Source organism: Sodalis sp. RH16, from assembly GCF_047324245.1.
Lineage (GTDB): Bacteria > Pseudomonadota > Gammaproteobacteria > Enterobacterales > Enterobacteriaceae > Acerihabitans > Acerihabitans ligni.
This window is the reverse complement of sequence record NZ_CP178737.1, coordinates 365,622-377,524: the sequence shown is the minus strand read 5'-3', so window position 1 is coordinate 377,524 and position 11,903 is coordinate 365,622. Positions and strand designations below refer to the sequence as shown.

General features: G+C 55.5%; 7 protein-coding genes. 4 read left to right on the top strand and 3 right to left on the bottom strand.

The window, feature by feature from the left end:
- Positions 1 to 2 precede the first annotated feature (2 nt).
- From ACL2XJ_RS01725 to ACL2XJ_RS01715, 3 genes are all read right to left on the bottom strand, one after another.
- Positions 3 to 959 carry a family 43 glycosylhydrolase gene (locus ACL2XJ_RS01725; RefSeq protein ID WP_413725463.1) on the bottom strand — a complete coding sequence of 319 codons (957 nt, stop codon included), beginning with the start codon at positions 957 to 959 and terminating at the stop codon, positions 3 to 5.
- Positions 960 to 985: 26 nt separating this feature from the next.
- Positions 986 to 2,389, bottom strand: a complete 1,404-nt coding sequence (locus ACL2XJ_RS01720; protein ID WP_132926022.1) for a glycoside-pentoside-hexuronide (GPH):cation symporter — start codon at positions 2,387 to 2,389, stop codon at positions 986 to 988.
- A gap of 248 nt (positions 2,390 to 2,637) precedes the next feature.
- On the bottom strand, positions 2,638 to 4,014 hold the full coding sequence (locus ACL2XJ_RS01715; protein ID WP_132926024.1) for an amino acid permease: 1,377 nt from the start codon (positions 4,012 to 4,014) through the stop codon (positions 2,638 to 2,640).
- Between the two features lie 521 nt (positions 4,015 to 4,535).
- Between ACL2XJ_RS01715 and pdhR the strand changes: the two genes are divergently transcribed.
- The 4 genes from pdhR to lpdA all read left to right on the top strand — a co-directional run bounded on the left by pdhR (position 4,536) and on the right by lpdA (position 11,753).
- Entirely contained in the window at positions 4,536 to 5,300 is a 765-nt protein-coding gene (gene pdhR, locus ACL2XJ_RS01710; protein WP_132926026.1) for a pyruvate dehydrogenase complex transcriptional repressor PdhR, read from the top strand.
- Positions 5,301 to 5,428: 128 nt separating this feature from the next.
- A complete protein-coding gene (gene aceE / locus ACL2XJ_RS01705; protein ID WP_203523871.1) occupies positions 5,429 to 8,098 on the top strand; it encodes a pyruvate dehydrogenase (acetyl-transferring), homodimeric type in 2,670 nt (889 codons plus the stop codon).
- A gap of 15 nt (positions 8,099 to 8,113) precedes the next feature.
- Positions 8,114 to 10,093 carry a pyruvate dehydrogenase complex dihydrolipoyllysine-residue acetyltransferase gene (gene aceF / locus ACL2XJ_RS01700; RefSeq protein ID WP_413725462.1) on the top strand — a complete coding sequence of 660 codons (1,980 nt, stop codon included), beginning with the start codon at positions 8,114 to 8,116 and terminating at the stop codon, positions 10,091 to 10,093.
- A gap of 232 nt (positions 10,094 to 10,325) precedes the next feature.
- Positions 10,326 to 11,753, top strand: coding sequence for a dihydrolipoyl dehydrogenase (gene lpdA, locus ACL2XJ_RS01695; RefSeq protein ID WP_165934234.1), 1,428 nt, complete (start codon positions 10,326 to 10,328; stop codon positions 11,751 to 11,753).
- Positions 11,754 to 11,903: the final 150 nt, after the last annotated feature.

Here is an 11,903-nt window from a genome sequence, read left to right as displayed (position 1 = left end):
CATCAGGCGTAGTCCGCCGGCGGTTCGCCGAAGCGGGGCATGCCTTCTTCATCCCAATGAAAAACCTTGATCCGCGTATGGCGGTTGGGGTCGTATAACGGGTCGCCGGTGATTTCTGTATAGGATCGGGCGTGATAGACCAGCACATCCTCGCCGTTTTCACTTAGGGTAAAGCTGTTGTGGCCCGGGCCGAACTGCCGGTTTTGCCAGTGGGTGCGAAAGACCGGCTGCGGCAGTTTATGCCAGGCCCGGGGATCGGTGATATCGTCGTTGATATCCGCCCAAAGCAGGCCGATGCAATAATTGGCGTCGGTGGCGCTGGCGGAATAGGTGATAAACAGCCGCTGTCCGTGGCGCAGGACCGCCGGCCCTTCGTTGACCCAAAAACCATTGGTTTCCCAGGGCAGTTCAGGTTTGCTCAGCATTGACGGCGGGGTTTTCAGCGACCAGGGCGTGGCCATCTCGGCCAGATAGAGATTGGAATTGCCCCGGATGTCCGGATCGTTTTGCGCCCAGACATAATAGTGCCGCCCCTGATGGAAAAAATGGGTGGCGTCCAGGGAGAATGTGTCCAGCGGGGTCCGTATGCGCCCTTTTTCGATCCAGGTGCCGGTGAGGGGATTGCCGTCGGCGCATTCCAGGACGAACATGCGATGCTGGAAGAGCCCGTCGACAATCTCCGGCGAATGGGCGGCGGCAAAATAGAGATACCATTTTTTGTCGATGAAATGCAGTTCCGGCGCCCAAATCAGCGCGCTCATTTCCCCGTGCTGGTGTTTATGCCACACCACCGCCGGTTCGGCATGGGATAATCCTCCCAGGGTAGCCGAGCGTCGAATCTCCAGCCGATCGTATTCCGGCACCGAGGCGGTGAAATAATAATAACCATCGAAATGCCGGTAGATGTAAGGATCGGCACGCTGCTCGATTAATGGATTGGGCCACTGAGTTTGGCTCATGATGTTCACCTCTCCCTTTTTCGCGGTTAAGGATGCTTGGTTTCCAGCGGCCGGGGTTCGCGCCATTCAGCGGACTCGTGGGGCTGTAAGCGTCTTGCTTCCAGATCGGACTGGATTTGACGCATCAGTTGGCGATCGACTTTCAGCAGCCGGACCACCCCGGCGGTTATCAGATAACCGATACCCGGAATGACGGTAAACAGCAAAACGATCCCCTGTATCGCGCCGGGGCTTTGCCGGACGGCGTCCCCATGATAACCGTAGGCGGAAAGAATAAAACCGACGAACGCCCCCGCCACGGCCAGCCCGACCTTCAGGAAAAACAGATTGCCCGAAAAGCTGATGCCGGTAATGCGCTTACCGGTTTTCCATTCGCCGTAATCGTCCACATCCGCCATCAGCGACCAGTGCAAGGGGGAGGGAATCTGATGCAGAATATTCAATATGAAGTACATCACCAGAATCAATCCCGCCAGATGCGGATTGAGGAAATAGAATCCGCTGGAGAAGACAGCCAATACGATATTGGTCCAGAAAAAGACTTTAAGTTTGCAATATTTATCGGTCAGGGGTTTGGCCAGGGCGCTGCCGATCATCATGCCCACCACGCCAAGGCTGATGAACAAACTGGCGAATCCCGAACTTTTCTCCATGGCATAGGTAACGTAATACATGGTGGCGGCCATACGGATAAATCCCGGGCAGACATTAAAAAAGGTCAGCACCAGTATGCGTACCCACTGATCGTTTTTCCAAATATCCCGCAGGTCGGCTTTCAATGCATCATTGGTGGGGGTCGCGGGTTGTATCCGTTCCCGAACGGTGGCGAAGCAGAACAAAAACATCAGACAGCCGATAATGGATAATACCGTCATCGCCCATTGAAATCCTTGCGCCCGGTTGCCGCCGCCGAACCAATCCACCATCGGCAGCAGGGTGAGGGAAATAATCAGGGTTGCCACTCCCACCAGAATAAAACGCCAGGATTGACAGGAAACCCGTTCCTGGGGATCGTTGGAAATCACCCCACCCAGAGCGCAATAGGGAATATTGATGGCGGTATAAATCAGCGACATCAAGAAATAGGTGACAAAGGCGTAAACTACCTTGGCGGAATAGCTCCAGTCGGGCGTGGTGTACATCAGGACACTGAAGACGGCAAAAGGCACCGCCAGCCATAATAAATAAGGCCTAAAGCGGCCCCATCGGGATCGGGTGCGGTCGGCGATGGCGCCCATGACCGGGTCGGTGACGGCATCGATAATGCGTATCGATAGCAGCAATATTCCCACCAGCGCCGGCGCCAGGCCGAAAATATCGGTATAAAAATAGGCCAGGAACATGGTGATAGATCCCCACACCATGTTACAACCGGCGTCCCCCATGCCAAATCCGATTTTTTCCTTTAATGACAATGCCTCTGCTTTCATGGTTCACCTCTCCTTTGTATACAGGACATGCACTACCCGCAGCCAGTATTGGCCTATTCAAGGGAGAGGAGGGTGTAACAACCGGTTATAGAAATGGATAAACCGGTTATCACCTTAAATTTGTGAGGGCTATGGCATAGGCCGTGATACCGCGAGGGAGTAGCGGATGTGTACTTCTGCGGGTCGGTACGGATGGTTTTTACGGCGTTTTTTTCGCCGATCGGGACCGATCGGCGAAGGGGATAAGATCAGCGGGTCACAGCGCCGGCGGCGCGCTGGCTTTTTTGCTTGAAGTAAAAACCGATACCCAGCAGACATACCCATACGGGGATGAGATAAACCGAGATTTCCATCCCTGGGGTCATCAGCATAATCACCAGGATTGCCGCCATAAACAGCAGGCAAAGGTAATTGCCGAACGGATACCATAACGCCTGGAATTTGGTGACCCGTCCGAGCTGCGCCATTTTGCGGCGAAACCGCAAATGGGCGAGGCTGATCATGCCCCAGTTGATGACCAGCGCTGATACCACCAGCGACATCAGCAGACCGAAAGCCTTGCCCGGCATCAGATAGTTAATCAGCACACAGATGGCGGTGGCCAGCGCCGAAACGCCGATGGCGGCGACAGGTACGCCGCGGCGATCGACTTTCTGCAGAGCCTTGGGGCCGTTGCCCTGGCGCGCCAGGCCGAACAACATGCGGCTGTTGCTGTAAACGCAGCTGTTATAGACCGACAGCGCCGCGGTCAACACCACCAGATTCAGTATCGTCGCGACCCAATCGCTATTGAGGGCGTGAAAAATCAGGACAAACGGACTGCCTCCTTCCACCACCTTACTCCAGGGGTAAAGGGACAGCAAAATAGCCAGTGAGCCGATATAAAACAGCAGGATACGGTAGATAACCTGGTTGGTGGCCTTGGGAATGCTGATTTCAGGCGTGTCGGCCTCGGCGGCGGTAATACCCACCAATTCCAGACCGCCGAAGGAAAACATGATAACCGCCATAGCCATAAACAAGCCGTTGACGCCGTTAGGGAAAAAACCTCCCTGGGCCCAGAGGTTGGTCACGCTGGCTTCGGGACCGCCATGGCCGCTCAGAAGCAGCCAGCCGCCGAACAGGATCATGGCAATGATGGCCGCTACTTTGATAATGGCGAACCAGAATTCCATCTCACCGTAGATTTTGACGTTGGCCAGGTTAATGGCGTTGATGAGTATGAAAAACACCGCCGCCGATATCCAGGTAGGCAGGTCCGGCCACCAGTAGTGCATATAGATGCCCACGGCGGAAAGTTCGGCCATGGCAACTAATACGTACAGTACCCAATAGTTCCATCCCGATGCAAAACCGGCAAAATTGCCCCAATACTTATAGGCAAAATGGCTGAATGACCCGGCCACCGGCTCCTCAACCACCATTTCGCCCAGTTGCCGCATAATAAGAAAGGCGATAAAACCGCCGATGGCATACCCTAGAATTACCGACGGTCCCGCCATTTTAATGGTTTGCGCAATGCCCAGAAACAAGCCGGTACCAATAGCGCCGCCTAAGGCGATAAGCTGAATATGGCGATTTTTCAACCCGCGTTTCAGCGTCTCACTGCGCTGTTTACCATCCATCGTAAAATCCTCTGTCGTTTTTGTACTTATTTTTTTACGTTCGCCGAAAAAAGAAATCACTTCCCGGTCTGTCGTCGGCACAAGAATAGTGGTAAGGGAAAAAGTTTGCACCTGATTTATCAAGCCGCTGGCGAGAATTGTAAAACGCCGTGATCTGCCGCATTTTTCCAAGATCGGCGCCATGAGCGAAAATTGTAATAATTCCAGTTAAAAAAAAGTTAAAATTTTAAAATTATTCGATATCTGGTTTTTTTGTGCGAATTTTAGCTGGCTCAAACGCTTCAGCAACAACATTTAAAGTTGCATAATCGTTAAATTTGTCACAATCCATTCTCGGTGGTTTATACTGGATGGTTATCAAATTGCAGCACATGCATAGTGCAATTGTTTAAATGTGCGGGGTTTCATGATTTAGGTCAATGCCAGGATGGACAGAAGGTGAATACTTTGTTACTTTAGCGTCACGTTTATGAAATTGGTATTACCAATTGACTCCGCGCCATTCGCAGAGATGAAGATAAATGGCTTACAGTAAAATCCGCCAGGCAAAGTTATCGGACGTTATAGAGCAGCAATTGGAGTATCTCATCCTGGAAGGCACGCTGCGTCCCGGTGAAAAATTGCCACCCGAGCGTGAACTGGCAAAACAATTCGACGTTTCCCGGCCCTCCCTGCGAGAAGCAATCCAGCGTTTGGAAGCCAAAGGATTGCTGTTGCGACGCCAGGGCGGGGGGACCTTCGTGCAAAGTAATCTTTGGCAAAGCTTCAGCGACCCCCTGGCTGAACTGCTGGCCGAACATCCTGAATCGCAATACGACCTATTGGAAACCCGCCATGCCCTTGAGGGCATTGCCGCTTATTATGCCGCATTGCGCGGAACCGAAGAAGATTTGGACCGTATCCGCGACTGTCACCAGATTATCCAGCAGGCTCAGGAAAGCGGCGATCGCGACGCTGAAGCCGACGCCGTTCTGCAATATCAAATTGCTGTCACCGAAGCCGCACATAATGCGGTTTTATTACATTTGGTGCGCTGCATGGGGCCGATGCTGGAAAAAAACGTACGACAGAATTTTGAATTGCTCTACTCACGCCGCGAAATGCTGGCACAGGTGAGCAGCCACCGCGCCGGGATCTTTGCGGCGATAGTAGCACGCGAGCCGGAAAAAGCGCGCGAGGCTTCACATCGCCACCTGGCGTTTATTGAGGAAATTTTGCTGGATCTCAGCCGAGAACACAGCCGGCGCGAACGTTCCCTGCGCCGTCTCCAGCAACGCAAGGACTAAGATCCCGGCAACGGGATCTGAATGCGGCAACGAAAGCAATGGGCCTGTCTTCGTGTGTTTACCTTAGTGAATACAGGAAGACAGGCTCCAACTAAACCAATTATTAGCGATAGATAAGGAACACCACCATGTCAGAACGTTTATACAATGACGTGGATCCGATCGAAACACGCGACTGGCTACAGGCGATCGAATCGGTTATCCGTGAAGAGGGTATTGAGCGCGCCCAGTTCTTGATTGATCAAGTGCTGGACGGGGCTCGTAAAGGTGGCGTCAGTATCGCTGCTGGTGCTTCAGGCCGTAATTATATCAATACCATCCCGGTAGAAGATCAGCCTGAGTACCCTGGTAATTTGGAACTTGAACGCCGCATTCGTTCGGCCATACGCTGGAACGCGGTGATGGCGGTATTGCACGCCTCGAAGAAAGATCTGGATCTGGGCGGCCATATGGCATCGTTCCAATCCTCAGCCACTATTTATGAAGTGTGCTTCAATCATTTCTTCCGCGCCCGCAGCGACAAGGACGGCGGCGATCTGGTCTATTTCCAGGGCCATATCTCCCCTGGCATCTATGCCCGCGCCTTTCTTGAAGGCCGCCTGACCGAAGATCAAATGAATAATTTCCGGCAGGAAGTGCACGGTAAAGGCCTGCCTTCTTATCCCCATCCGAAGCTGCTGCCGGAGTTCTGGCAGTTCCCCACGGTGTCCATGGGATTGGGGCCGGTGAGCGCCATTTATCAGGCCAAATTCCTGAAGTATCTTAATCACCGCGGTTTGAAAGACACCACCGCTCAGACCGTGTATGCCTTCCTGGGCGACGGCGAGATGGATGAGCCGGAATCCAAGGGGGCGATTACCATCGCCACCCGCGAAAAGCTGGATAACCTGGTCTTTATCATCAACTGCAACCTGCAGCGCCTGGACGGCCCGGTGACCGGCAATGGTAAAATCATCAACGAGCTGGAAGGCATCTTCGGCGGCGCCGGCTGGGAAGTGATCAAGGTGATTTGGGGCACCCGCTGGGACGAACTGCTGCGCAAAGACACCAGCGGCAAACTGATTCAATTGATGAATGAAACCGTCGACGGCGATTACCAGACTTTCAAATCGAAAAACGGCGCCTACGTGCGTGAGCATTTCTTCGGTAAATATCCGGAAACCGCCGCGCTGGTCAAGGACATGAGCGACGACGAGGTCTGGGCGCTGAACCGCGGCGGCCACGACCCGCGCAAAGTCTTCGCCGCGCTGCAAAAAGCGCAAAAGACCACCGGTAAACCCGTCGTCATCCTGGCCCACACCATCAAGGGCTACGGCATGGGAGAAACGGCGGAAGGCATGAATATCGCCCATCAGGTCAAGAAGATGAACATGGACGGCGTGCGCTATTTCCGCGATCGTTTCAATCTGTCCGACATGGTGCCTGATGACCAGGTGGAACAATTGCCGTACATCACCTTCAAGGAAGGCTCCGAGGAGTACAAATATCTCCACGATCGCCGCAAGGCCCTGCAAGGTTATGTGCCCACCCGCCTGAAGAATTTCACCAAGCCGCTGGTTTTGCCGTCTCTGGAAGATTTCGGCGCGCTGCTGGAAGAGCAGAAAAAAGAAATTTCCACCACCATCGCCTTTGTGCGGGTGCTGAACGTCATGTTGAAAAACCCGTCCATCAAAGATCGCCTGGTGCCCATCATTGCCGATGAAGCACGGACCTTCGGTATGGAAGGTCTGTTCCGGCAAATCGGTATCTACAGTCCGAACGGCCAGCAATATACGCCTCAGGACCGCGAGCAGGTAGCGTACTACCGCGAAGATGAAAAGGGCCAGATCCTGCAGGAAGGCATCAACGAACTGGGGGCGGCCTCCTCCTGGCTGGCGGCGGCAACGTCCTACAGCAGCAACGACCTGCCGATGATCCCCTTCTATATCTACTATTCCATGTTCGGTTTCCAGCGCATCGGCGATTTGTGCTGGGCGGCGGGGGATCAGCAGGCGCGCGGCTTCCTTATCGGGGGTACCTCGGGCCGCACCACCCTGAACGGCGAAGGCTTGCAGCATGAAGACGGCCACAGCCATATCCAGTCCCTGACCATCCCCAACTGTATCTCCTACGATCCGGCATACGCCTATGAAGTGGCGGTGATCATGCATGACGGCTTGACGCGCATGTACGGCGAACATCAGGAAAATGTCTATTATTACCTGACCACGCTGAACGAGAACTACCATATGCCGGCCATGCCGCAAGGGGCGGAAGAGGGCATTCGCAAGGGCATCTATAAACTGGAAACCCTGGAAGGCTCCAAAGGCAAGGTACAGCTGATGGGGTCCGGGGCCATACTGCGCCATGTGCGCGAAGCGGCGGCCATTTTGGCGAAAGACTACGGCGTCGGCTCCGATGTCTACAGCGTCACTTCCTTCACCGAACTGGCCCGCGACGGGCAGGATTGCGAGCGCTGGAACATGCTGCATCCGGCGGAAAAACCGCGGGTGCCTTATGTTGCCCAGGTGCTGAACGACGCGCCGGCGGTGGCCTCCACCGATTATATGAAACTGTTTGCCGAACAAATCCGCAACTTCATCCCGGCCAGCGAATTCCGGGTACTGGGCACCGACGGATTCGGTCGTTCCGACAGTCGTGAAAATTTGCGCCACCACTTTGAGGTGGATGCGGCTTATGTAGTGGTTGCCGCTCTGGGTGAACTGGCCAAACGCGGCGATATCGACACCGGCGTGGTGGCGCAGGCCATCACCAAGTTCGGCATCGATGCTGATAAAGTCAACCCGCGCCTGGCATAAGAGGTAGATAACTTAATGGCTATTGAAATCAACGTGCCGGATATCGGTACCGATGAAGTTGAAGTGACCGAAGTGCTGGTCAAGGTTGGCGACAGCGTCAGCGCCGAACAATCCCTGATCACCGTGGAAGGGGATAAAGCCTCGATGGAAGTCCCTTCCCCCCGGGCGGGGGTAATCAAAGAGCTGAAAGTGGCCGTGGGGGACAAAGTCACCACCGGCTCGCTTATCATGGTCTTTGACGAGGCCGCGGCGGGCGAAGAAGCGCCGGCCAAGGCCGAGGGGCAAGGCGATGCCAAACCTGCCGCGTCCGGACGGCAAAACGACGCCAGGCAGGCGGAATCCACACCGTCACCGGTTAAATCCGGCGGCAGCAAAGAGGTTAACGTACCGGATATCGGCGGCGACGAAGTGGAAGTTACCGAGGTCATGGTCAAAGTGGGCGACACCGTGGCGGCGGAGCAATCCCTGATCACGGTGGAAGGGGACAAAGCCTCGATGGAAGTCCCGGCGCCCTTTGCCGGCACGGTGAAAGAGATCAAGGTCGCCACCGGCGATAAGGTCAGCACCGGCTCGCTGATTATGGTGTTCGAGGTGGCGGGCGAGGGCGGTGAAGCCGCCGCGGCCCCGGCGGCTAACAAGCCTGCCGCCGAAGCCGCTCCGGCCCAGTCGGGCGGCGTCAAGGACGTTAACGTACCGGATATCGGCGGCGATGAAGTGGAAGTCACCGAGGTCATGGTCAAAGTGGGCGACACCGTGGCGGCGGAGCAATCCCTGATCACGGTGGAAGGGGACAAAGCCTCGATGGAAGTCCCGGCGCCCTTTGCCGGCATGGTGAAAGAGATCAAGGTCGCCACCGGCGATAAAGTCAGCACCGGTTCGCTGATCATGGTGTTTGAAGTGGCAGGCGCCGCGCCTGCCCCGTCTACCGGCAAAACCGAAGCCGCGCCGGCCCCCGCTGCCGGTAAAACGGAAACCGCGGCGGCGGCCGCTCCTGCTCCGGCATCGGCGGCAAACAAGAATGCCGCCGCCACCACCGGCGCCGGGGCAAAAGGCGAATTTGCCGAAAACGACGCTTATGTCCACGCTACCCCGGTCATCCGCCGTTTGGCGCGGGAGTTCGGTGTCGATCTGGCCAAGGTGAAGGGTACCGGGCGCAAAGGCCGGATCCTGCGCGAAGATATCCAGGCTTATGTAAAAGACGCGGTCAAACGCGCGGAAGCCGCGCCGGCCGCCGGTACCGGCGGGTCTCTGCCGGGTCTGCTGCCCTGGCCCAAGGTGGATTTCAGCAAGTTCGGCGAAACCGAAGAGGTGGCGCTGGGCCGGATTCAGAAAATTTCCGGCGCCAACCTGCATCGCAACTGGGTCATGATCCCCCATGTCACCCAGTTTGACGAAGCGGATATCACCGAAGTCGAGGCGTTCCGCAAAGAGCAGAATGCGGAAGCCGAGAAGAAAAAGCTGGATGTGAAAATCACCCCCCTGGTGTTTATCATGAAGGCGGTGGCCAAGGCCCTGGAAGAAATGCCGCGTTTCAACAGCTCCCTGTCCGAGGATGCCCAGACGCTGACGCTGAAAAAATACATCAACATCGGCGTGGCGGTAGATACCCCCAACGGACTGGTGGTGCCGGTATTCCGCGATGTGAATAAAAAGGGCATCGTCGAATTGTCCCGCGAGCTGGCGGTTATTTCCAAAAAGGCCCGCGACGGCAAGCTGACCTCCTCCGATATGCAGGGGGGATGTTTCACTATCTCCAGCCTCGGCGGCATCGGCGGCACGTCCTTTACGCCCATCGTCAACGCACCGGAAGTGGCTATTCTCGGCGTCTCCAAATCGGCGTTCAAACCGGTCTGGAACGGCAAAGAGTTCACGCCGCGTCTGATGTTGCCGCTCTCCCTGTCTTATGATCACCGGGTTATAGACGGTGCGGCGGGTGCTCGTTTTATCAGCTTCATCAATAACGTGATGTCCGATATTCGTCGTTTGGTGATGTAAACCCAGGGCCGGCCCGCCGGGCCGGCCGGATTGTTTGATGTGACTCCGGCGGGGAGCGCGGCTTCCCCGCCCGGGCAAACAGGTTTCGCCCCGTTCGAACAGGCTTTGCAGATTATTAACATTTCTGTAAACTGGGCTCGATGGAGGCGTCCCGGTGGCGACAGTACGTTATGTCTCTGATTCCTATGAAAATGAGCGACTTACCCGCCGGATAAACAAATAAGAGGTCATGATGAGTACTGAAATCAAAACCCAGGTAGTGGTACTTGGGGCCGGTCCGGGAGGATATTCCGCCGCCTTCCGCTGCGCCGATTTAGGGTTGGAAACCGTGCTGGTGGAACGTTACGCCACCCTGGGCGGCGTTTGTCTGAACGTTGGCTGTATCCCTTCCAAAGCGTTATTGCACGTGGCCAAGGTCATTGAAGAAGCAAAAGCATTAAGCGAAAACGGCATTACCTTCGGTGAACCGAAAACCGACATTGATAAAGTGCGTACCTGGAAAGAACGGGTGGTCAATCAGCTGACCGGCGGCCTGACCGGCATGGCCAAAGCCCGAAAGGTCAAGGTTGTGCAGGGGGTGGGTAAATTCACCGGCGCCAATACCCTGCAGGTGGACGGCGAGAATGGCGCCACCATTATCAATTTTGACAATGCGATTATCGCCGCGGGCTCGCGCCCCATCACTTTGCCTTTTATACCCCATGACGATCCCCGCGTCTGGGATTCAACGGATGCGTTGGCGCTGCGTACGGTACCGGAGCGTTTGCTGGTCATGGGCGGCGGCATCATCGGCCTGGAAATGGCCACCGTGTACTATGCCCTGGGTTCCAAAATCGACGTGGTGGAAATGTTCGACCAGGTCATTCCGGTCGCCGATAAAGACGTCGTGAAGGTTTACACCAAACGGATCAGCAAGCAGTTCAACCTGATGCTGGAGACCAAGGTCACCACCGTTGAAGCGCGTGAAGACGGTATCTACGTCAGCATGGAAGGAAAAAAGGCCCCTGCCGATCCGCAGCGTTACGATGCGGTGCTGGTGGCCATCGGCCGCGTGCCCAACGGCAAGATGCTGGATGCGGGCAAAGCCGGCGTGGAAGTGGACGATCGCGGATTTATCCGGGTCGATAAGCAGCTGCGGACCAATGTACCGCACATCTATGCCATCGGCGATATCGTCGGACAGCCGATGCTGGCGCACAAAGGCACCCATGAAGGCCACGTGGCGGCGGAAGTGATCGCCGGTAAAAAACACTACTTCGATCCCAAGGTGATCCCCTCCATAGCCTACACCGAACCGGAAGTTGCCTGGGTCGGCGTGACTGAAAAAGAAGCCAAGGAAAAAGGCATCAGCTATGAAGTCGCCACCTTCCCATGGGCGGCGTCCGGCCGCGCCATCGCGTCCGATTGCCAGGACGGCATGACCAAGCTTATCTTCGACAAAGAGACCCATCGGGTTATCGGCGGCGCGGTGGTGGGCGTTAACGGCGGCGAACTGCTGGGAGAAATCGGTCTGGCCATTGAGATGGGCTGCGATGCGGAAGACATTGCCCTGACCATTCATGCCCACCCGACCCTGCATGAGTCGGTGGGTTTGGCGGCGGAAGTCTACGAAGGCAGCATCACCGATCTGCCGAATGCCAAAGCCAAGAAAAAGAAATAGTCTCCTCTCCCCCTGTCACCTGGCGATACCGTCAGGTGATTTTTTTTGCTTACAAACTCTCCTTAGTATTTCGCTGCTTTGCTATGGCTGGTCATAGGTAAAGGATGTTAATTTAAATCCGCTAAACGCCGTTTTAAGAGCAACTGCCAG

Excerpts from the sequence above, each read along its gene's own strand:
- ACL2XJ_RS01725 (WP_413725463.1), bottom strand. The coding sequence starts at position 959 with ATGAGCCAAACTCAGTGGCCCAATCCATTAATCGAGCAGCGTGCCGAT.
- ACL2XJ_RS01720 (WP_132926022.1), bottom strand. The coding sequence starts at position 2,389 with ATGAAAGCAGAGGCATTGTCATTAAAGGAAAAAATCGGATTTGGCATG.
- ACL2XJ_RS01715 (WP_132926024.1), bottom strand. The coding sequence starts at position 4,014 with ATGGATGGTAAACAGCGCAGTGAGACGCTGAAACGCGGGTTGAAAAAT.
- pdhR (WP_132926026.1), top strand. The coding sequence starts at position 4,536 with ATGGCTTACAGTAAAATCCGCCAGGCAAAGTTATCGGACGTTATAGAG.
- aceE (WP_203523871.1), top strand. The coding sequence starts at position 5,429 with ATGTCAGAACGTTTATACAATGACGTGGATCCGATCGAAACACGCGAC.
- aceF (WP_413725462.1), top strand. The coding sequence starts at position 8,114 with ATGGCTATTGAAATCAACGTGCCGGATATCGGTACCGATGAAGTTGAA.
- lpdA (WP_165934234.1), top strand. The coding sequence starts at position 10,326 with ATGAGTACTGAAATCAAAACCCAGGTAGTGGTACTTGGGGCCGGTCCG.